Source organism: Eximiradius proteiniborus (genome assembly GCF_058546985.1).
The window spans coordinates 253,155-276,352 of the sequence record NZ_CM178592.1; the positions used below are offsets into that span (position 1 = coordinate 253,155).

The 23,198-nt window shown below is 33.7% G+C and carries 16 protein-coding genes; 1 reads left to right on the top strand and 15 read right to left on the bottom strand.

What is annotated here, in order from left to right; translation table 11 throughout:
* Positions 1 to 11: 11 nt before the first annotated feature.
* The 15 genes from ACY2LT_RS01085 to ACY2LT_RS01155 all read right to left on the bottom strand — a co-directional run bounded on the left by ACY2LT_RS01085 (position 12) and on the right by ACY2LT_RS01155 (position 19,306).
* On the bottom strand, positions 12 to 1,940 hold the full coding sequence (locus tag ACY2LT_RS01085; RefSeq protein ID WP_491815784.1) for an OmpA family protein: 1,929 nt from the start codon (positions 1,938 to 1,940) through the stop codon (positions 12 to 14).
* Between the two features lie 13 nt (positions 1,941 to 1,953).
* Positions 1,954 to 5,532, bottom strand: a complete 3,579-nt coding sequence (locus ACY2LT_RS01090; RefSeq protein ID WP_491815787.1) for a T9SS type A sorting domain-containing protein — start codon at positions 5,530 to 5,532, stop codon at positions 1,954 to 1,956.
* A gap of 65 nt (positions 5,533 to 5,597) precedes the next feature.
* Positions 5,598 to 6,260: a heme exporter protein CcmB gene (locus ACY2LT_RS01095; protein WP_491815788.1), complete on the bottom strand. Its 663-nt coding sequence runs from the start codon at positions 6,258 to 6,260 to the stop codon at positions 5,598 to 5,600.
* The gene (locus tag ACY2LT_RS01100) at positions 6,257 to 8,629 is read right to left on the bottom strand and encodes a hypothetical protein (protein ID WP_491815789.1); all 2,373 of its coding nucleotides are present in this window, start codon (positions 8,627 to 8,629) and stop codon (positions 6,257 to 6,259) included. The genes ACY2LT_RS01095 and ACY2LT_RS01100 overlap by 4 nt, the downstream gene beginning before the upstream one ends.
* 7 nt (positions 8,630 to 8,636) lie before the next feature.
* Positions 8,637 to 9,443 (bottom strand): hypothetical protein, encoded by an 807-nt coding sequence (locus tag ACY2LT_RS01105; RefSeq protein WP_491815790.1) that lies wholly within the window; start codon positions 9,441 to 9,443, stop codon positions 8,637 to 8,639.
* Between the two features lie 44 nt (positions 9,444 to 9,487).
* The gene (locus ACY2LT_RS01110; RefSeq protein WP_491815792.1) at positions 9,488 to 10,390 is read right to left on the bottom strand and encodes a vWA domain-containing protein; all 903 of its coding nucleotides are present in this window, start codon (positions 10,388 to 10,390) and stop codon (positions 9,488 to 9,490) included.
* Between the two features lie 11 nt (positions 10,391 to 10,401).
* Positions 10,402 to 11,439, bottom strand: coding sequence for a UDP-3-O-(3-hydroxymyristoyl)glucosamine N-acyltransferase (gene lpxD / locus ACY2LT_RS01115; protein ID WP_491815793.1), 1,038 nt, complete (start codon positions 11,437 to 11,439; stop codon positions 10,402 to 10,404).
* 9 nt (positions 11,440 to 11,448) lie between these two features.
* Positions 11,449 to 12,162, bottom strand: a complete 714-nt coding sequence (locus tag ACY2LT_RS01120) for an OmpH/Skp family outer membrane protein (protein ID WP_491815794.1) — start codon at positions 12,160 to 12,162, stop codon at positions 11,449 to 11,451.
* Between the two features lie 126 nt (positions 12,163 to 12,288).
* Entirely contained in the window at positions 12,289 to 12,828 is a 540-nt protein-coding gene (locus ACY2LT_RS01125; protein ID WP_491815795.1) for an OmpH/Skp family outer membrane protein, read from the bottom strand.
* Between the two features lie 30 nt (positions 12,829 to 12,858).
* Entirely contained in the window at positions 12,859 to 15,213 is a 2,355-nt protein-coding gene (gene bamA / locus ACY2LT_RS01130) for an outer membrane protein assembly factor BamA (protein WP_491815796.1), read from the bottom strand.
* The gene (uppS, locus tag ACY2LT_RS01135; protein WP_491815797.1) at positions 15,197 to 16,039 is read right to left on the bottom strand and encodes an undecaprenyl pyrophosphate synthase; all 843 of its coding nucleotides are present in this window, start codon (positions 16,037 to 16,039) and stop codon (positions 15,197 to 15,199) included. Before uppS ends, bamA begins: the two co-directional genes overlap by 17 nt.
* A 122-nt stretch (positions 16,040 to 16,161) precedes the next feature.
* Positions 16,162 to 16,764, bottom strand: a complete 603-nt coding sequence (gene rdgB / locus ACY2LT_RS01140) for an RdgB/HAM1 family non-canonical purine NTP pyrophosphatase (RefSeq protein ID WP_491815799.1) — start codon at positions 16,762 to 16,764, stop codon at positions 16,162 to 16,164.
* The gene (gene meaB / locus ACY2LT_RS01145; protein ID WP_491815800.1) at positions 16,761 to 17,864 is read right to left on the bottom strand and encodes a methylmalonyl Co-A mutase-associated GTPase MeaB; all 1,104 of its coding nucleotides are present in this window, start codon (positions 17,862 to 17,864) and stop codon (positions 16,761 to 16,763) included. The genes rdgB and meaB overlap by 4 nt, the downstream gene beginning before the upstream one ends.
* Before the next feature lie 18 nt (positions 17,865 to 17,882).
* A complete protein-coding gene (pssA, locus tag ACY2LT_RS01150; protein ID WP_491815801.1) occupies positions 17,883 to 18,650 on the bottom strand; it encodes a CDP-diacylglycerol--serine O-phosphatidyltransferase in 768 nt (255 codons plus the stop codon).
* Positions 18,647 to 19,306 (bottom strand): phosphatidylserine decarboxylase family protein, encoded by a 660-nt coding sequence (locus ACY2LT_RS01155; protein ID WP_491815802.1) that lies wholly within the window; start codon positions 19,304 to 19,306, stop codon positions 18,647 to 18,649. Before ACY2LT_RS01155 ends, pssA begins: the two co-directional genes overlap by 4 nt.
* Positions 19,307 to 19,605: 299 nt before the next feature.
* On the opposite strand from ACY2LT_RS01155, the gene nifJ reads away from it, so the two are divergent.
* Positions 19,606 to 23,181, top strand: coding sequence for a pyruvate:ferredoxin (flavodoxin) oxidoreductase (gene nifJ, locus ACY2LT_RS01160; protein ID WP_491815803.1), 3,576 nt, complete (start codon positions 19,606 to 19,608; stop codon positions 23,179 to 23,181).
* The last annotated feature ends 17 nt before the right edge of the window (positions 23,182 to 23,198 follow it).

Below are 23,198 nucleotides of genomic sequence, written 5' to 3' on the forward strand. Positions count from 1 at the left end.
ATGCTGTTTTATTATTTCTCAATTCTGATTATTACGCTTCTATTCAAAATTCGTCCTAATGGTGTTCGATTATCGTATAAATACTGTGTCGGATATTCTATTTTGTAGTCTTCATCTCGTAATTGTAATAATTGAACTGCAGCTAAAGCTCTTTTTTCTGCCAACTTTGAATTATACTCTTTACTTCCAATATTATCAGTGAATGGAATTATAGTTAATTTTTTTCCTCGATAATGCAAGTCGTCAAGCACTTTTTCTCGTACCCGATTGTCGAAAAGTGAAAACTCGCTACTATCAAAATCAAATAATCCTAATATTGCGTATTCTTTGCCATCATATGAATTTATTAACAAGTTAACTCTTGACAACTTCGGATTTATCAAATAAGTTTTATTTTTAGCCAGTTCAATTCCATTACTCAATTTAACTTTTGTTCTCACATTCATTGGAGTTTGCACCAAACCCCGGAAAAGGAAATAATCATCGAGTATATTAAATCTTGAATCGACACTATCGTTTTCGAAAACAAGGCTGTCATTGATGAATATCTCAAGTTTATAATTTTCATAGTCAAAAGGTATTTGTGCATTGAAAAACACAACATTTCTGTTTTTCGAGTAATAAGTATGTTTTGTATCTCTGTAATAATTAAATCGCTTAATATTGAAATCTTTATATTCAAATTTTGCACAAATGTACTCATCCTCGATTTTTTTATTTATGCTATCTTTTTTAACGACGTTTTCTTGAAATTCAAAGTTTGCTAAATTGTTCGGAGCAAATTTTTTGATGATTTCAGTAATTTTTTCCTTTCGTTCCTGATAGAATTTAGGATTTTCACTTTCTAATCGATTAATGGTAACTAATGTTGCCACTTCGCTATTTTGGATAAATTTAATGAAGGCACTATCCAAATTAATAGATTTCGCAATTGAATTAACCGGATTAATCGCATTATTTAATTGACTGCTATTTTTTTGAAAAAAAACAGTAGATGGGAGAATAGAAACATCTGCTTCAAGATTACTTGTAATCGGAATATTTATTATTGAACTATCATCGAGTTCAATATTTGAGTATTTAGCAATAAGATTATATTCAAAAGTTGGGTTAGGTGGAATAGCAGGTTCAGGCATCGGAGGATTTATTGGCTGTATCTTAGGTTCTTCCTTAGTTTTCGGAATATTCAGATTAACATCCATTCCAAGCTTAGTGCTTACTATTTTCCAATCTACATTTTTAACTACATTATTAAGCCCATAATTTAGTTCAAATTTAGGTTGAAGGGTGAAGTTCTTGAAAGAAAAACTGTAATAAGAAACACCGAAAGAGATTGAATAAAGAACAGCGGACAAATCATATATTTTGCCAGATTGTTCTCCTCTAATTCTTGATTTTGTGTCAGTGAAAGTAATATTGTCTGGCTTCTTTAATTTTTCAACTTTATATAATTCATTTGAGACTGGAAAATCAAGATTAACTCCAAAAGAGAAAGTAAGCGGTAAATTCAAAGGTGGTATTATATTGATTTGAGAAAAAATCCCCGTCGAAATTAAATCTACATCAAGTCGGTAGTTAGAAATTATTTTTTGATAAACATCTCTATCAATATAATATCCAATAAATTCATCTATTGAATAATTAGCTGACAAATTTGATAATTTAACTCCAAATAAATACGAAATATCACTGTTTAGTATCTTGCTATCCTGATTGTAGCCCATTCCAAACGCCAGAGAGTAACCCATTCCATTAGCAAAATCATAATTTGTGCAGCAACTTGGATATGCTGGTAAACTTTTGAAATTTGAATTATAAAAATTCCCTTGAATTGCTAATGAACTATAAAGAAAGATATTCCTGAAATTTGTGTCTTGAATTCCGAATAATGAATTACTGCTCAACAATAATAATAGTAGTAAAATCGTGTATTTTTTCACTTTCCACCTTGCTCTATCTTAATATGATGATTTTTTCAACAATAGTTTCTTTTTTAGTATGTAAAGCCAGCTTGTAAGTGCCATTGCTAATATAAGAAATGTTTATTGGAAGTAATATATTAGCACCAGAAGAAAGAGATATTTCCTCTGTTTTCATCATTACGTTTCCAAATATATCAATAATTTCTATATACGCAGTTGTCGGGGTCTCGTTATTAATAGAAATATTAATAATATCTTTTGCTGGAATTGGGCTAATAGCATTTATAAAAGTAGATTTTGAGTTAATAAGCCGATTATCGCAAATATTAATTAATCTGAATTCACCATTGAGAACATTTGTTTGAACAGATGTGCCCCAAAACATAGAATTTTGCCATTCAATCTGGAAAAGCACATCATCTGTCAGCCCGGGAACTCCGGTTATTTCGCACAATGTTCCGTTTAAATCAAAATTACCTTCTATTCTAAATTTTATTAGTCTTTTGTTATCCACAACCAGATTGGACAAAATTTTAGCATTTCCATATTTGGAATAGATACTTTGTGGATAAAACGCTCTTTGGTTTATTCCAATTTCTCCTTCGAAAAATCTTTCACCTTGATATGGATAATTTTCTGTATTAATAAATGATATTTCAATTTTTGCATTTTGTTTTGGGTCTGCCTCAACTTTTCCAATCTTTAGTTGAGAAGTGCCCAGATAATTATCCAGAATTATGGCATTTGATGCAAGGCAGGGGATTGCTGTAAAATACATTCGTATAGGTTCATTAGCAAAATTCATACGAACAATTTCCAACTCTACAGATTTATCTTTTTCAATCGTTATAGGTAATGGTGTACTTAACGCGTAGTAACCTTCCGGCTCAAAATGAACACCAGTAAGTGTTGTTTTTTGTTCGCTGTTGTTTTTAATAATTAACTTACGACTGTTAATTTCATTAATAAACATAAGCTTTTCGTGACTTGTCGATAAAAATGTCCCTATACCTTTGCCTTTAAGCAGAACTCGCTTGACTACATTATTTTGATTAGAATGATAAATATATAAATTGCAGGAATATTCTTTCAATTCCTCTGGTGAAAATGAAATATTTAAATATAATGTTTCACCTGGTTTAATGATTGTATCATAAATAAAGTCCTCAATCTTAAAAATGTTTCCATATCCATCTTCAATTTTTATTCTGTTAATCAACAAATCAAGAGTATCATCATTTCTGAAAATAGGGAATTTTACTAAATTGCTTGTTCTTAAACAGGTTTCCTCAAAAACATTTCCATTCGGATTAATTAGTGTTAATTTTCTATCCAAACTACGAAAATGAATAGGGAAAATAAAATCTTTATAACAGGAACGCATAATCACTTCATCTTCAATTATTCCGGTATCCTGTGGATTAATATTCACCAGCAATTCAAAACAATGATAAGGATACAAAGTGTCCGTCAATACTGAGTTTAAAATTTTAACATTGGTTCCATTTTTGGTGGATACATCATAGATATACACTGGAACTTCGCTGTTATTGCAAATTTCAGCAGTAAAAGCAAAAAAGTTGTCGGTACCGATTATTATTGGCTTTATTTGGGGTTCAGTGATAGTTAAATTGGCGGCTACAATACTAAAATTATTGTTCGATACATCCAATTCAGGATAAGAAAAAGAACGATGCTTAAAATTCCCTTCACCTCGTGATGAAGATAATATCGCAAATCCCTCTGGGTCTAATTTCATATCATTCATTGAATTGAAATGTCCGCTAAGAACCGTTTTGGTTCCCGAACCGGTTAAATCATAAATTACAATTTGGTCTAAATTGGGTGAACCTATAACAATCGCATTAGTTGATGGACTGAAATCTACTTCAACGGGCTCATTTACAGCAGGTCGAAATGTCCTTACTATCATTTGTTTTTCTAAATCATACAAATATGTGTCAGTTCCCACATTGTCTTCTTGCATTACCGACATTGCAAGAAATTGTCCATTAGGTGAAAATCTAAGGTTAACAGGTATTGCTGTATATTCAACAAAAAAGTTGTTGATTTTCGAAATATTTTTAGCGTGTGTAATCCGGTATAAACTAATTCTTCCATCAATTTCAATTATTGCCAATGTGTCGCCAGACTTATTGAAGCTAATACTACTGATAGGCATATTTGTGATGACAGTATTCAAAATCGATAAATCATTAATATCCAGAACGTAAAATTTAGGTTCAAAAGTGTTTTTTGTGATGAAGAACCTTCTTTTGGGATCAATATATACTTTATTAAGGTCAATTGGAGAAGATAAAGTTTTATATGAAGCCGAAATTCCTACCTTATAGTAAGCTGCTTTGGGCAATGAAAAATAGTTTTCTCTATAGAAATAAACAATTTCACTATCATTATTAATATAATCTACATTTATGTTTATCAGATTATTTGTAGATAAACCAGTAAAATATTTGTTCAAAGGTGCATCAGGTGAATTGTATATATCAAATTCGTAAATATTACCCTGAGTATTTGCACCAATTGCTTTGGCACCATTAGAATTGAACGCAATTTTAGTGATGTTCGACCAGTCTTCTTTTAGCACAACCTCGTTAGCTTTAATGAATTCTTGGCGAACCCTTACCAATGCAGATGAAGTTTCAACATTAGGAACAATCCATTTGTAAACAGAGTCCATAACCCTGGCAATTTGCATCCAATTGCGTCCATTATCAATAGAATATTCAACTACCACAGGCTGGTCTTTCGAGTGTCCTTTCCATTTGATTTCGTATGTTTCGCACGGAGTAAGCTTTTCCCCACCATTAGGTTGAAGCAGCTGCAACATAGTAGTCTGTTTTACTTCGAGATTCCCAGCAAGCAGTGGAAGGCTTTTTATCATTCCGTTATTATAATGAAATTGCATTAATGCTCTTATAGGTCTATTATCAGCAGGAGCCTGATAATTAATATCAACCAAATAATGTGTGCTGTTTTCTAATTCCATCGGGGGGCGGGAATACATATCAAATGATGTGCCCTGCCAATTGTATGAAAAATATGGACTTGTAAATGTGATGGAGTCTAATCGTAATTTTTCATTTAGTGAACTTTTATTAACAAATCCAACTACGTATATTTGTTGTTTGTTTGTTTTCTCAAAGGAAAGTTCTTTTTGCTGAATGCCGCTGTGAGCTTCTTTGATTACTAATATCGGTAGTCCTGGATTTTCATAAGGAATACTTAATTTGCCGATTTCTCCATTGTGTGAAATTAACAAAGTTAAACTAATTAATGGGACTTCATCAGGATTTGTTGGCTTTATATAAGTTGGGTAAGTCTCTAATGGAGTTCGCCAACTGATGGCATATTTTGTGTCAGAAATTTTTTCTACTTTATCAGGTTTTTTGGTTCGTGTTAGTTCAATTATTAATACGTCATCTATTGTTAAATCATTAATTGGGACATTATTCTGAAAAACTTCTACTTCAATATATCCGGCCGGTGCTTTCGAAAGGTCTAAATTTGAATATTTGATTGTTATTGCTGAAAATACCTGACAAATATTAATTAAAACTAAAATTAAAACAAAAGTTAATTTTCTCATATATTATTCCAGTTGCGAATTTTGTAACATTTACATAACAACTAATATGTTATTAAAGTTACAAATTATTCTTGCCAAATATAATCAAACAGAAAATACGAGAGAATTACATTAATTCCACTATATGCAACAAGCATATTAAGATAATTGGAAGCTTTTGCTAAACTTATTCCTTCTATTGAGTCAATCGTCAAACTTATTCCAATAAATACTAACGGGAGCAAAACTGGAAACGCAAGAACAGGGAATAGGGCGTTTTTGCTACCTGCCTTTGATATTAATGCGGAAATAATCGTAGTAGCGGCTGCCAATCCAATCGATGACAGCAACATTGCTAAAATAAACACATCCCAAGAATTAATTCTTACCTGATTAATAAAAAATAAAAATAACAAAATGGTAATAATATTGATAACTATGCTTAGTATTGTATTATAAATTAATTTACCAAAATATATATAACTGGAATTAGCCTGAATTAACAGAAACATTGATGTGCCGCGTTCTTCTTCCTGAATGAATATTTTGGAAAGTCCTACCATAGACGAAAAAAACATTACAACCCATAGCAAACCACCAGAAATTTGAGCATTTATCTGCTCGTTCCCAATTCCGATTCCTATTATTGTGATTGTAGTAACAATAAATAAGCCAACTGTTGCAAGCGATGATTTGGTCCTAAATTCACTTAAAATTTCTTTATTAATAATTCCAATTATTTCTTTCATAGTTTGTACTTAATACCCATAATTATCGAAAGCATATTCAATTTCCAACTGCCATCATCTATTATATTAGTTATATGCTGATTAATAGAAAATTCTCCAAAAGCATAGTATCTCTTATAGATACAGTAGTTAATTCCAGCGCCGATATTTATTCCGAGAGCAATCGAACTCATCGAATTAATCTCACGCGGAGCGTCATTTGGTCTTATTTTTCTTTTGTTGTTGGAATATACAAAATCAATAGGTTCTAATATTTCTCTTGAATATGATACAGTTGATGAAGAATTAATATCAAAACTTAACCCAAATTTTGTGTAAAAATAGTCCCACAAAGAGTAATTTGCAGAAACATTAAGTTGAATATAACTACCTGTGAGCTCTAAATTCGTCTGTTCTCTGAATTTTTTTAATTCACCTGTATTAATATCGCGCACATACGCTATGTTTGTATCTGGAGATGAAATTGTGCCGGCATATTTTTCAAAAGATAGCTGAGTAGCAATTTGCCATTTTGGGTTTAATGTTTTCGATACAAATAAGCCATATCCCACCGAACTTGATGACGAATTTTTAAATTTACCATTAGAGATAATATTTCCCGTGCTGGAAAAATCAACCTGATTGGTTACATACGATGGTTTTACAAACAGCCCAACACTGTAGCCCAAATCAATTGCACATTTTACATCTAATCCCTTATTTAAAAAGAACTTATATCCACCTTCATACTCGTCATTCACATAGCATACTGTATAAAATGCTTCGTTTAGTGCAATATCCCTTATCCTAAAAGAAATTCTACCTTCTTCATTAGAAGATAAAGGAGTAATTTCTAAATTTAATTGTGGTGTTGCTTCAACTATTGTCGGTTCTTTAAATTGAATATTATTATTTACTAATACTTTTAAATCTTTAATTCCAGTGTCGTCTGGTCTGTCATCTCTTATCAATACCATATATTTGTTGTTTATTATCTTTTCATCTGCTGTTGGCGGATTAACGTCCCTTGTAACCGAATACTCTATGAAAGACTGTCCTCCCATAGTTCCATAAGCATCAAATGCATCAAACCCTTTCCCAAATCCATATGAATACATTCCGAATGGCAGCGCCCCTTCAATGATATGGCTTCCATAAGGAATAGATAAAGACGCAATTGAATATCTACTTAATCCGAATGGTCTAAACTCATTTGTATCCAATGCTTTGCCATCAATCTGTATCGTATTTATGGCTTCCGTCGGAACTACAATATTGACTAAATGCTCCCAGTCACCGCTCACAGGAGTAGCAAATCGATATTTCCTTAAAAACTGTTGGGTTGGACTAATTAGCAGCATCATCGGGTCGCCAATGGAGTCCCCGTTTTTAAAACCTTGCGAGTATTGAGCAACAAGAACAGGCTTGTCGGCTGTGATTTGAACGTCCTTGTCGGTGGTTTGCTCAAAAAATTGACCTGTTTTTAAGATTGCGACTAAATTAGTATTTTCAAAAATTTTAGTATCCGGATAATGTGCCAACACTCTGTATGTATATTTTGTCCTGAATTTAAATTTCCCAATGTAAAAATGTTTGCCCCACGAATGAATAGGGGGCAGTTGTTCAGCTAAATGATTGCAAGCGATTATTTCTGGAACAACATTAGGAACATACGAACACTGATGTCCACCAAAAACTGCAATTCTTTTGTTTGCTCGTATATAGGTTCCCGTTAAATCGCTCTTTGAAATTTTTGTTCCGGCTACTTGATAAACGTCGCCTCTATTTAATGTAACCCGGAATGTTTCGCTGCGCTTCTTTCCTGAATATGTATCTACCGATGGTGTTATTTCAACAATAGTATTGTCTTCAGTAGCAACTACAGCAGCTATTGAAAGCAAGTCATCTGTTACATAATAGGACATAACTCGGTATTCTGTCCCCAATACTTCAACCGGTAGCCCCAAATAAGTATCGGTAGTTTGATATCTTCGATTTAAACCATATACTGTAATTGGATTGTCCGATGTTATATGAATTCCTTGATTTTCCTCTATTTGGTCGAAATTCCTCACCTGTGCGCGAACATCAATCTTGACGTTTTTAATCGTTCCAGCTTGGACAAACAAACTATTTCTATAACCAATATTTCTTATTTCAATTACAACATTAGCATCTTTATCGCTTGTTATGAAAAATTCTAATTGCAATTCATTCGATTTTGATAGTTTACGGTCGTCATCTTTGAAATTCTTTAAAAAGCATAGCCAAAACTCACGTCCTTCTGGATTTTTTACAATTGAAGAATTATACGTTGTATCTTGTTTCTCTTGTGCCCAAATATTAATTGAAATAAACAATACGAGTATGTATAATATTCTCTTAATCATTTTGCTACTATTTGTTATAAATAAAATTAGTTTTATATGTTCCTTTTTTGGTTTTGAGAACTAAATAATATAATCCACTTGAGAATTTGTTTTTGTGTGGCGAAAAAACAAGTTTATATTTTCCTTTGTCAAGGATTAGATTATTAGAATTCTCAATTTTTTCATCTTTTTCGTTAAAAATCGAATATCTGATTTCGTCGTGATTTTTGTTGAATTCGAATACTTTCATCCCCGCACTGTTGAAAATCATCATTTCTGCTTTTGTTTCTTCCTCGATAATAAAATTCACAGTAGCTTCGTAGTCGAACGGACTGGGATATACTAAAGAAATGCTTTCAATGTATTTTTGTTCAACTATTGGTGATTTTGTTGTAACTGTTGAACTAATAAACTCACATTCCACTTCTTTATCGTTTATTTTCAACGCTACAGGACGGATTAAAGTCAAACTATCCGGACCTACAAGTGCCTGAACATTTAAATAGAATAATATCCCATTGTATCTCGGAGCATAATTACTGCTTCTAACAACAACCTCAACACTATCCCACTTATGGCGAATAAATTCAGTTATTATATTTTTGAACCCTTGACCCTGTGCTTCCTTCACATCGCTAATATCTAAATTCAGAGCATTAAATATAATACTCAACTTAATCTCACCAGATTGATTAATATCGTAATCTCCATAAACTGGGATGTCGTAGGTTTTCCCAACTGGAACTAAAGTATCATTAATTGCTATTCTATTCTTTGCAAATAATATTTGGCTTCCTATCAGAAAAAATAATAGTATTAAAGTTCTATTTTTCATTTCACTTATTCAAATATTACAAAAATTTAATTTAGTTATTTTTTTCATAATCTCACAACAAAAATGAGTAGCGCTAACAAAAACAAAAGTATTGCTTTTTCGTAAGAATAAAACAAACTTTTTTGATTTTGTATTTGAGCTTTCAAGAAATTTATTAAATCATTTGTTTTGGTTAATTCATCGACTTTAAAGTGAAAACCTTTATATAAACTTGCAAATTCCTTAAATTGTGTATGATTAGATTTTGTCGTAAATGCTTTATCTACAAATCTATATTTTTCTGGTTTAACCTCCTGTCTATTATTATCTCCAAGCGAGACAAAGAAGCTTTTAATATTTTTGTCCCTACACTCATCAGCATATTCCCCGCTATTACCATCAAAAATTTCTCCATCTGATAAAATTATTATTATTTTATCAGTATTAGCATTGGAAAATGATAAAAGAGATTTTTCAATTGCTTTCTCTAAATTAGACCCTTGAAAAGAAAAATTGTTGGGAGATAAGTTTCTTATTGTTTCAATCACTTGTGATTTGTCTTGAGAAAGCGGATACATTACATAAGCATTCCCTGCAAAAGCAACAATCGAAAAATTTGCATCAAATGTGTAGACTATTTCTTCGGCAATATCTTTAGCTACCTGCAATCGTTCAACGTCCTGAAAATTTGCCAGCATACTACCAGAAACATCCATTGTAATAACAATCTCTTTTTCTTTTTTTTCAGATATTGAACTTTTATCAAAATATAATTTCAGAAAAAAAATTCCCATTGCAAAAAACAATGAGAATTTGACTATAAGCAGTGTTTTAGTTATTGTTATACTTTTCTGAGGCGAAATATCTTTTGTTAAACGAATTTTCCAAAAGTAATACTTTACAAACAAAAAGACAAGAACAGATGAATAAACGAGAAGTAAAGCGTAATATAGAAAGTCTTCATCCATTACATAGCTAATTATTGCTCATTATTTAATTTATTTTTAATCTTATCAAATTCCGCAAACAAATCCGGAAGTTGTCTCAAACAAGCTTCAATTTTGAATGCCAGCATTCTCTCTTTAATCGGTGAACCAAAATATATACCCGGCTTGGTAACTGATTTTGATACTCCTGATTGAGCAATAAGCGATACATCGTCAACTGTTTCAAGATGTCCGGCAAACCCAACCTGCCCACCAATTCGATTTCGCTTGCCGATTTTGGTGCTACCCGATACACCAGTCTGGGCTGCTATTCCTGTGTTCTCTCCAATTGTGCAATTGTGTCCAACCTGCACTAAATTATCAATTTTAACGCCTTTTTCTATTATTGTGCTACCAAGAAGTGCCCTGTCTATTGTTGTGTTAGCCCCAATTTCTACGTTATCTTGAATAACAACATTTCCAATTTGTGGTATTTTTGTGAATTCACCAGTTTCCTTGTTCTCTAAAAATCCAAAGCCATCAGCTCCAATTATTGCTCCAGAGTGAATTATACAATTGTTTCCAATTTGAACATCTTGGTAACATACTACCCCTGAATTTATAATTGTATTATTCCCTATACTAACATTTTCATATATTACCACATTTGGCATCAATACTGTATTATTTCCGATTGAACAACCTTCAGCAACTACACAATAAGCCCCAATCTGGACATTCTCACCAATATTAACTCCTTCGGCAATTACAGCGGTTGGATGTATGAAGCTTTTTGGTGTATTGCGAATATTCTCTAAATGCATAATAAGCGAGACAAATGCTTCATAGGGCTTCTCGCAACGTATGAAAGCTTGGTTTGCCTTTGGAGAATTTTTATAATTCATCGGAACAATTATACCCGACGCATTTGATTGACTCAAATACTTTTCATATTCCATTCTCGCTAAAAATGTCAAATCACCTTCGCCAGCATCTTCAATTCTCTGTAATCTCTTGATTACAATATCTTTGTTACCTTCGATTTGACCATTTACGATTTTTGCTATTTGTTCTATTGATAAACTAAACATATTTAACCTTTATTGTTTTCTTTCAAGTTCGCGTTGTAATTTTTCTTTTTCTTCAGGAGAAATATTTTCTTCCTTTTGTTTTGATGGTTCGGTCGTTTGTGTGCTTCTGCTTCTTCTGCGAGTTCTATCAGTTGGTTTTTCTTCTTGTTCTTGATTACGTGGGTCATTTTTAATCTTTTGATCTAATTCTTTTTCAAGTTGAGAAACATCTACTCCTAATCGTCTGAGAACCTTTACTGTAATATCATATTTGAAATTAACATAAGTGAGAGGTTGAGTGCTTTGGTCCCAAATAATATCATATTTTTCGGCTGCTGCCACATCTTGAATAGCTGCATATATTTTTTGTTCTATTGGTTTCATTACTTCTTTTACTACCAAATCATATTCTCCGCCCGGTTCAAATTTTTCTTTCGCGTACTTTTCTCGCTTAGATATTAATTCTTGCAATTCTTTTTCTTTACCGGAACGTTCAGTGTCTGTCCAGATTAATCGGTTTTTCTTTATCTCGAATTCTAAGTCCTCGATTTGTTTTTTCATTGCTGTAAGTTCTCTTTTCCATTCATCTACAATAGTTTGAACGCGTTGTTCTGCTGCTTTCGCTTCAGCAAAGTTTTTTCTTATTGTTTCGCTCGAAACAAAACCAACTTTTTGACAAAAAACATTGTTATTGAATGCCAAAAAGAGAGTAGCAAAAACAAATAATATGAGATTTTTGCGCATTATTTTCCCTAAAAAACTCAGAAATTAAGTAAAGGATTATTCTATATAAACTCCAAAACAAATAATTCTAACATATCTTAATATTAGTAGAGACACTAATTGTGTCTCTACTATTTATCAATCTTTTTACTTATTTCTTTTAATTTTATCTAAAACTCTGTAAGTTATATCAAACCTGTTTTCAGCATATAGCACGACTGAAGAACCCTTATCCAGAACATAATTGAAGCCTTCTTCACGAGCAACTTCTTCTATAGCTGTTTTCACCTTTTTTCTAATAGGATCTAAAAACATTTCTCGCATTGCAGCAAGCTCGCCTTGATTACCAAATTTATCTTCCTGATACTGCATAATTTTCATATTCAACATTTGAAGGCTCTCTTCTTCTTTTTGTTGGGCTTCTGCATTCATCATTCCTTTCTGCTTTTGATATTGTTGAAACTTTGTTTCAAGTTCTTTTCGCCAGGTAATAATAGTGTCTTGCCATTTTGTTCCCATTTCCTTCAATCTTGCATCAGCTTCAGCTGCTTCAGGAAGTTCTTTTACAATTGTCTCTATTTCAACAACTGCAATTCTTATTCCTGATTGTTGAGGTTGATTTTTTTGAGCAAAGATGTTAAACCCGAAAAGTATAAAAATTCCTAAAATCAAAAGTGCTTTTCTCATAAAATAATTCTCCTTTTGTATTGTAAAAAATTATTGACCTAAATGGAATAAAAATCTCCAACCGGATGGTGCTTTTCCTCCTGTTACAGGGTCGAAACCATATCCATAGCTAAATCCAAAAATACCAATTGGATTGATAAACATTTGAATTCCCACACCAGCCGCTCTTTTCAAATCGAAAGGATCAGTTTTTCTAAGCTCTTTCCATACATTCCCTGCTTCAGCAAATCCATATACATATATAGGCATTGGATTCAGCGATATTGCAAAACGCAACTCAGCTGTATATTTTGCCAGAACCTTGCTTCCTGTGGAAATCCCAATTGAATTATCCTCATATCCACGTAGTGGAGTAACTCCAAATCCACTAAGACCATTGCCACCCATTAAATATAATTCAATTGGTGATAAAGTTGTGTCTGTTTTAAGGCCAGTAACATATCCTAACTTTGAGCCAAGATATAGCACAACCCTATCATTGCCGCCAATCGAAACTAACGGCAAATATGTATCATAGTTTAGCTCGTTTTTCAGGAAGTCAGTTGCGCCTATTCCTATTGCACCCATCGCAAAATCAGTTGAAAAAGAAAATTTACTTCCCACAGTAGGGAAGAAAAGATTATTCAAACTAATCCTTGAAATTTTTTGAGAAATAGTAACTTCCGTATATTTACCAGGTCTATAATAATATGAACTTTGAGTTTGAATGTCATTTTTTTGAATTCGAAGTCCCCAATCTCCGCGGAAAAAGTCATCAGGCCATTTGAAGCGTCTTCCAAAATTTACTGCTAATCCAGTCCTACGTATGTTATAATAATAATTGTAATAAGAATCAAATATGTTGAAACCAACAGTTGTAGGTTCGTCAAAGAGCCAGGGTTCAGTAAATCCGAGACTTAAATTTCTATATCTTGTAATTTGACCGATTTCTGCATTGAAATTAAATATTTGTCCACCTCCGCCTTGCAGAGGTTCTGTGATAGAAAAATTATTTAATGTTATTCCAGCCGATAAAGTAAGTCCATAAGAGCCAGCAAATCCAATTGCGGCATTAAAAGTATCTGTTGAACGCTCCTCAACCTTATAAATAATATCAACAGAAGTAGCATCAACCGATGATGGCTGAACATCAGGTTTTAATGCTTCGGGATTGAAATAGTTCATAACTCCAAGTGCACGAACGCTTCTTATAATTGCAGATCTATCGAAATAGTCGCCAGGTCGTGTATATAATTCACGTCTTATTACTTTGTCTTTTGTTTTATCATTCCCTACTATTTCTACTCTACCAATCTTAAATCTGTCGCCTTCGTATACAACTATTTCTACATCTACTGAATCACTGGCAACTTTTTTTATTTTTGGTTCCATTCTGGCTTGCAAATATCCATTATCCATATATAGCGATAATGCATCAGTGGATTCCTGATTGCCTTGCAAATTCATCATAAACTTTTCGTCGTTATAAACATCTCCTTTGTCAAATTCCAATCTTCTTTTAAGTGCTTCACCACTCTGAATTGTATTTCCAACAAATGTAACATCTCGAAGATAATATCTATTCCCCTCATATATTTCGATTTCTATAAAAATTCCTTTTTTTTCTTCACTGAAAATTACTGTGTCTCTTATAATATCTGCATCTAAAAAACCTTCTTTTTTGAAATATTTCTTTAATAACTCTTTATCTTTCTGATAGTCTTCGAAGTTGAATTTAGCACTTCGCCAAAATTTCCACCAAACCTTTTCAAGTGTTTTATCAAACGCTCCCTTTAAATCGCTTTGAGTTAATTCTTTGTTGCCAATAAACTTTATACTACGAATTCTGTAATCCTGCCCTTCGTCAATCACAATATATAAATCATAAAACCTGTCCGAAGTATCAGATTTTTCAAGTTTTGTTTCTATTTCTGCGAATGCAAGTCCTTCTTTAGCATATAAATTTTTGATGCTTTTTTTCATCAAATATAAATCATACTGGGAAATCACATCTCCTCGCACTTTCCCGGCTGCCAAAACAATGTCTTTTTCTTTTATCTCGTCGTTCCCTTCAATTATTAACTTATTTAATCTTGGTAATTCCTTCACTTTTATTACCAAAAAAACTCCCGCAGCAGTAATCCTATCAACTTCTATGCGGACATCTTCAAATTGTTTGCGTTTCCATAAATTCTTGATAGCGACCTGGAGCTTATCGTCAGCTGGAATTGTAATTTTATCTCCGACCCTTAGCCCACTTAACGCAATAATTGTTTCCGAGTGAGAAAAAATATTCCCTTCAACAGAAATGCCGGATATAGTTAATTCAGTTTGAGCGAAAAGATTTTGGCAAATAAATATCAACGAAAAAGATATTAGTAATAGTATCCTACTTTTTAAGCGCATTGACAACCCATTGAATGTAATTTGAAGCTGAACTTGATTTTTCATCTCTTAGTTGCGATGATGTTTTACCAAAACGTCTTTCTCTCTGCATATAGCTTTCTATAGAATTGTAAAAATCATCTCTTCTAAAGTCAGGCCAATACTTGTTCGTAATGTAAAACTCACTATAAGCAACTTCCCATAATAAAAAGTTACTTAGTCTCATTTCTCCACTTGTGCGAATTACTAAATCAGGAGCAGGCAAACTGTTCGTTTGAAGATATGATGAGAATCTTTCTTCACTAATGTCTTCTGGCGATATTTTACCACGACGAACATCTAACGCTATCATTTGCACAGCCCGGACAATATCCCATCTGCCGCTGTAACTTAAAGCCAATGTTAATGTAAGTCCTTTATTATTCTTTGTCTTTTCTTGAGCAGATTTTATCAACTTTTGCACATTTTTCGGAAGAGAACTTAATTTCCCAATTGTAAAAAATCTTACATTATTGTAGTGCAACTCATCAATTTCAGTTTTTAAATAATGTTCAAGCAAAAGCATTAATCCTTGAACTTCGGCAGACGGTCTTTTCCAGTTTTCGATAGAAAAAGCATATAAAGTCAAGTATCCAATTCCCAACTGCGAAGAAGCTTTAACAATTTCGCGGACGCTTTCTATGCCTTCTTTATGCCCGGCAATTCGTGGCAGGTTTCTCTCTGTTGCCCACCGTCCATTGCCATCCATAATCACTGCAACGTGATGAGGCAACTTTCCTTGACCAAGCAGAGCTTCTTGCTTTAATTTATCATCCTCTTTCTGTTCGATTAACCAATTATTTCCCACTTTTGTAATCTTGATTGTTATTAATTGTAAAATACAAATTTATTGTTATTTAGAGTAATATTCAAATAATTAATTTGTATTATTATTCTCACATTTATGATTAATAAATTGTACGATAATTGCTAAAGAATATTCTTTGATTTTAATTTTTCAACAAGATTTCTTATTGCGTTTGCTCTGTGGCTAATTCTATTTTTCTCATTGTCTGTCATTTCAGCAAATGTTTTGTCGAAACCATCCGGAATAAACATCGAATCATAGCCAAATCCATTTTCTCCGCGTTCTTCCGGAATAATTTTTCCTTCTACTGTTCCTTCAACAAAAAATAATTCATTGTTATCTATGTAGCAAATAATGCATCTGAATCGAGCTTTTGCCTCTGTTAAGTTTCTTTCCTGAAGTAATTTGATTACCTTTTTTCTGTTTTTTTCGTGATTTCCTTCTTCTCCGGCAAAGCAAGAAGAAAAAACACCGGGCTTTCCATCTAAAAAAACAATTTCTAATCCCGAATCGTCAGCAATAGTACTTATTTTAAATTCGCGAAAAAATTCTCTTGCTTTTATTTCAGCATTTTCGTAGTAGGTAGTACCAGTTTCCTGAGGAATTATTTTCTTTCCGAAATCAGCAGAACATAATAGCTCAATATTGTTGTATTGTAATAAATCCAATATCTGATTAATTTCGGATAGCTTATGTTTGTTATTTGTTGCAACTAATAATTTCATTGTTTATTAAAGAAAATATTTAATAATTGATTTACAGCATTTGTTGGTGTCAATGCTCCGGAGAGAACGCTTTTCTCAATTTCAGGCAATACTTTTGCAATATCAGGATTATTAAAAAATTTCTTTTTTAATTCTTCTTCGATAATAGTATATACCCATTCGAGGGTTTGTTGCCTGCGTCGTTGGTCGAATATGCCAAGCCTCTTTGTTATATCAACAAATCTATTTATTTCTGTCCAAATTTCAGGAATTCCTTTTCCTGTCAGTGCTGATGCAGTAACTGCGTGAGTTTTCCATCCCTCTGTAGCTGGTTGCAACATATTCAAAGCCATTGAGTATTGATGGCAGGTTACTTTTGCCTTTTCTACGTTCGTCCCGTCGGCTTTATTTACGATGAGCAAATCTGCGAGTTCGACGACTCCTTTTTTTATTCCTTGCAATTCGTCGCCTGAGCCCGGTATCAAAAGTAGCATAAAGAAATCCACCATTGATCGAACCGTTACTTCACTTTGTCCTACGCCAACGGTTTCAATTAATATCACATCATAGCCGGCTGCCTCGCATAGCAAAATTGTTTCACGCGTTTTGCGAGTAACTCCGCCCAACGCACCGCCCGAGGGCGAAGGGCGAATAAAAGCATTCGGCTCACGCGAAAGCATCTCCATTCTTGTTTTATCACCTAAGATAGATCCTTTGGTGATGGTGCTACTTGGATCAATTGCGAGCACTGCAATTTTTAATCCTTGCTTGCAAAGATAAGTGCCAAATGCCTCGATAAAAGTGCTTTTACCTGCACCAGGCGAACCAGTAATACCTATTCTTACCGATTTCCCGGTGTGTGGTAGCAATCTCTTTAATACTTCTTGCCCAATTTTTATATGTTCTTCTGCATTGCTTTCTATTAATGTTATAGTTTTAGAAAAAATTGTAATATTTTGTTCTAAAACTCCCTTGACATAGTCATCAACGGTTAATTTTACTTTTTTTGCTTTATATGACTTTTTGACATTCGGATTTATCTCCACACCCGGCATAACAAAAGAGGCATATTCTTTGCCTGCATTTTCTGGTTGCCATTCAGGTTTGTAGGTTTTACTCATTTTGCAACTTTTATGTTATTATTCTTCTTCAATATTTTCATCGAATTCATCAATTGGAATTGAGTTGATTTTTATCCAATTAATAAAATGTCGGAGGCTACTTGCAACTATGTAGAAAATCATAAACGGAAATATCAGATATCCTTTAGAGAGTAATATTGCAATAAATGCAATCGTGAAAATTACAAAAACAAAAGGTCTTTCCTGAAAAGAACGTTTGGTTGGTCTCGGTAAATTATCAAATTTTATATTCGATACCATTAGTAATGGGACAATTACAGTCAACAAGTATGGCATAACATATCTTATTTGTTCGCTTATATTTGTATCGAAATGATGAAAAATAATGTAGGAAATAATTGTTATTGCTGCCGAAGGTATTGGCATCCCTCGATAGTAGAGCTTATCTTCAAACGTTGATAGCAAAATATTAAATCTTGCAAGGCGAAGCACACCTCCTAAAGCCGGAAATGATGAAAGTAGAATTCCGAACTCACCAAATTGGTAGAAAACTACTTTATATAGCATAAATGAAGGAACTACTCCAAACGAAACTGCATCACATAAAGAATCAAGTTCAGCACCGAGTTCACTCGCGGCGTTTATTAGCCTTGCAGTAATTCCGTCGAGCATATCAAAAATACCGGCAAGCAAAACAAATGCGGCTGCTGCTTTAATATTGTTGTTTGTTAAATATATAATCGCTGTATATCCTGAAAACAAATTCCCAAGTGTAAGCAAATTGGGGACAACAGAACGAGTTATGCGAAGTCTTATTTTTCTCATTGCAGTTTACTGATTATTGTCTCGCAAGCCTTTACTCTATCACCGACTTTTACGAATACTTGTGCGTCTAATGGCACCATTACATCCATCCTCGAACCAAATTTCATCATACCAAATTTATCGCCAGCTTTTACTTTATCACCTACCTTTAATTCACACACCAATCTTCGAGCAACAATTCCTACAATCTGTTTGAAAAAAATTTTTCCGTGCTGTGTTTTTAATCCTATTCTTGATTGCTCATTTAGTTCCGATGATTTTGGATGATAGGCAACTAAATATTTACCGGGATTATAATCATAAAATTCAATTTCTCCGGTTGCAGGAACTCTATTGACGTGCACATCCAGCGGTGAGAGAAATATACTTATTCGGCGAGCTTTATTTTTTAAATAATAATTTTCTTCTTCTTCAACTATTTCAACTACTTTCCCGTCTGCCGGTGATAATACAAACGAATTGTCTGCTTTTGCTTTTTCTGGTACAGTTCGCTCAGGATCTCTAAAAAACCAAAAAGTAAATAATATAAGCAATAATCCAATCGAAAATAAGATTATTGATATATATTTATTAGAAAGAAATAGTGGCGAAAAAATTAAAATTCCACCAATAATTAGCATTACTATGATATTATCAGTTCCGTATTTTGTAAGCATAACATTTTTTCTATTATTTCCAACTACAAAAGTAATATTTTTTTTGAGAACATCAAAATTCAGACTTCTATTACATTTAATCGGAAAAATTTGAAATTTGTTACTCGATTTTGCATAAATATTTTATAAATAATCTGGAAACACAATTGTTAGTCGAAACTAATTGTTTGTTTTTTAATAACTTAACATTTTTTTAAATAAAAAAATCTCTAAATATTTACTATAAGTTTGTTATTTTGCAAATTGAAAATATAATAAGAATAAATCTTTTTTGAATATCAAATTTGAGGGGTTAATTAATGCAAGAAAAAGTATTTGCTACAATTGATGGCAACGAGGCAGCTGCTTACGTTGCATACAGAGTAAACGAAGTTTGTGCTATCTATCCTATTACTCCTTCATCTAATATGGGTGAATGGGCTGATGAATGGGCTGCAAAAGGTATAAAAAATATTTGGGGTATTGTACCGACAGTTTGTGAAATGCAAAGCGAAGGTGGAGCAGCTGGTGCTGTCCACGGTTCACTTCAGGCAGGTGCACTGACTACTACTTTTACAGCTTCCCAAGGGTTACTTCTTAAAATTCCAAATATGTTTAAAATTGCTGGCGAGCTTACTCCTACTGTTTTCAATATAACTGCACGCGCTCTTGCTACTCACGCTCTTTCGATTTTCGGCGACCACAGCGACGTTATGAGTGCTCGCTCGACCGGTTTTGCTTTTCTTGCTTCTGCATCAGTTCAAGAAGTAATGGATTTTGTGCTTATTGCTCAAGCTTCAACACTCCATTCAAGAGTTCCATTTTTGCACTTCTTCGATGGTTTCCGTACTTCTCACGAAGTATCGAAAATCGAGTTAATCAGCGAAGATGTGATGCGTAAAATGATTTCTGATGAACTTGTTCATCAACATCGTTTACGTTCGCTTTCTCCTGATAGACCTGTTATTCGTGGTACTGCTCAGAATCCTGATGTATTCTTCCAAAATCGCGAAACCAATAACAAATTCTACAAATCTTGTCCTGATATTGTTCAGCAACAAATGGATAAATTTGCTGAACTTACTGGTCGTCAATATAAAATTTTCCAATATGAAGGCGATGAAAACGCTGAACATATTATTGTTATTATGGCTTCTGCTTCCGAAACTGTTCAGGAAACCTGCAAGTATCTTAACAACAAAGAGGGACAAAAAACAGGTGTTATTAAAGTGCGTTTATATCGTCCTTTCGACGTTAAACGTTTTATGGAAGCAATTCCTTCAACTTGCAAAACAATCTCTGTTATGGATAGAACAAAAGAGCCCGGTGCTATCGGCGACCCGCTCTATCTTGATGTGATTACTGCTCTTCACGAAGGTTTAGCTCAAGGTTATGGTTCAATAAAATCTATGCCTAAAGTTTTTGCCGGACGTTATGGATTGAGCTCGAAAGAGTTCACTCCTGCTATGGTTAAAGCAATTTTCGAAAATGCTCAAAGCGAAAATCCAAAAAATCATTTTACAGTTGGTATTAAAGATGATGTTACTTTCACCAGCCTTGAATATGATGAAAACTTTAACATTGAACCGGACAATGTATTCCGCGGACTGTTCTACGGTCTTGGTTCTGACGGTACAGTTGGTGCTAACAAAAACTCTATCAAGATTATCGGTGATGAAACTGATTTCTATGCACAGGGGTATTTCGTTTACGATTCAAAGAAAGCCGGAACAATGACTGTTTCTCACCTCCGTTTTGGACCTGAACCTATTCGCGCTCCTTATTTGGTTTCTCACGCTAATTTTGTTGCTTGTCATCAAACTGTTTTCCTTGAGAAAACTGATTTTGTTTCTAAACTTGTTCCAGGCGGTGTTTTCTTAATTAACACTCCATTTCCTGTAGACCAAGTTTGGAACACTATCCCTCGTTCACAGCAAAAGATGATAATAGATAAAAAAATCAAAGTTTATGCTATCGATGCACAGAAAGTTGCTGAAAATAGTGGAATGGGACGTAGAATTAACACTGTTATGCAAGTTTGTTTCTTTGCGATTTCTGGTGTTCTTCCAAAAGAACAGGCTATCGATGCTATTAAGAAATCAATTATTAAAACTTATGGTAAAAAAGGTGACGAAGTGGTTGCAATGAACCTTCGAGCTGTCGATAACACATTGGATAATTTATTTGAAGTACCTATACCAAATGAAGTTACTGCCGACTGGGATATTGCTGCTCCGGTTCCTGAAACAGCTCCGAAATTTGTAAAAGAAGTGCTCGGCGAAATAATTGCAGGTCGTGGAGATAATCTCCCTGTCAGTGCTTTTCCTGTCGATGGCACTTATCCAACCGGAACAACTCAATATGAAAAACGAAATATTGCTCTGCAAATTCCGGTTTGGGACGAAGCAACTTGTATTCAGTGCGGTAAGTGTGCAATTGTATGTCCTCACGCTACTATTCGTATTAAAGTATACGAACCGTCGTATCTCGAAAATGCACCTGAAACTTTCAAGTATGTGGATGCAAAAGATAAAGAATTCGAAGGATTAAAATATACAATTCAGGTTGCTCCGGAAGACTGTACCGGTTGTGGTGTGTGCGTTGAAGCTTGTCCAGCTAAAAACAAATCGAACACCAGCCTGAAAGCCTTAAATATGGTTCCACAACTGCCTTTACGTAAACAAGAAGCCATTAATTGGGATTTCTTCCTTTCAATTCCGGATATTGACAGAGCGAAAATTAAAGTATCTCAAATTCGCCAGCAGCAAATAATGCGTCCATTGTTTGAGTTCTCTGGTGCTTGTGCTGGTTGTGGAGAAACTCCTTACGTTAAATTAATGTCCCAATTATTTGGTGACCGTGCAATTGTTGCAAATGCTACTGGTTGCTCTTCTATTTATGGTGGTAATTTGCCTACTACTCCTTGGTCGTTCGACCATAACGGGCGTGGTCCTGCTTGGTCAAATTCACTTTTCGAAGATAACGCTGAATTTGGGCTTGGTTTCAGACTTGCTATCGACAAACAAAATGAAATTGCTCAGATGCTTCTTAAAAAACTTGCTTCACAAATAGGTGAAACTCTTGTCGATGAAATATTAAATGCAGATCAAACCTCCGAAGATGGAATTAACAAGCAGCGCGAAAGAGTTCAAACTCTTAAAGAAAAACTAAATCTAATGGATAAAAATGAAGATGTTAATAATTTACTTGTAGTAGCAGACTATCTTGTTAAAAAATCTGTTTGGATTATAGGTGGCGATGGTTGGGCTTATGATATTGGTTATGGTGGGCTCGATCACGTGCTTGCTTCAGGCAAAAACATTAACGTTTTAGTTCTTGATACAGAAGTTTATTCAAACACTGGTGGACAAACTTCTAAAGCAACTCCACTGAGCGCCGTTGCTAAATTCTCATTTGGTGGTAAACCTACTGGGAAAAAAGACCTTGGTTTGATGGCTATGTCTTACGGCACAGTATATGTTGCCTCTGTTGCTTTAGGTGCAAAAGATGATCACACTCTTAAAGCTTTTCTTGAAGCAGAAGCCTACGATGGTCCATCAATCATTATTGCTTATAGCCACTGTATTGCTCACGGTATTAATATGGAAAAACCATTAGAACACCAAAAAGCAGCTGTTGATTCCGGGCAATGGTTGTTATATCGCTTTAATCCTGAACGTGCTCAATTAAAGCAAAATCCTTTAATTTTGGATTCACGTCCGCCGAAAATGCCTGTTGAAGAATATATGAATATGGAAAATCGCTTCAAAATGTTGCTCAAGAGCAAACCCGAAGCTGCCAAGTTATTCTACAAGATGGCTCAGGAAAACGTCGAAAATCGTTTCAAATTCTATCAATATTTAGCCAATAGAACATTTGATGGTGTTTCTCAATAATTGAATTAGTAAATAAA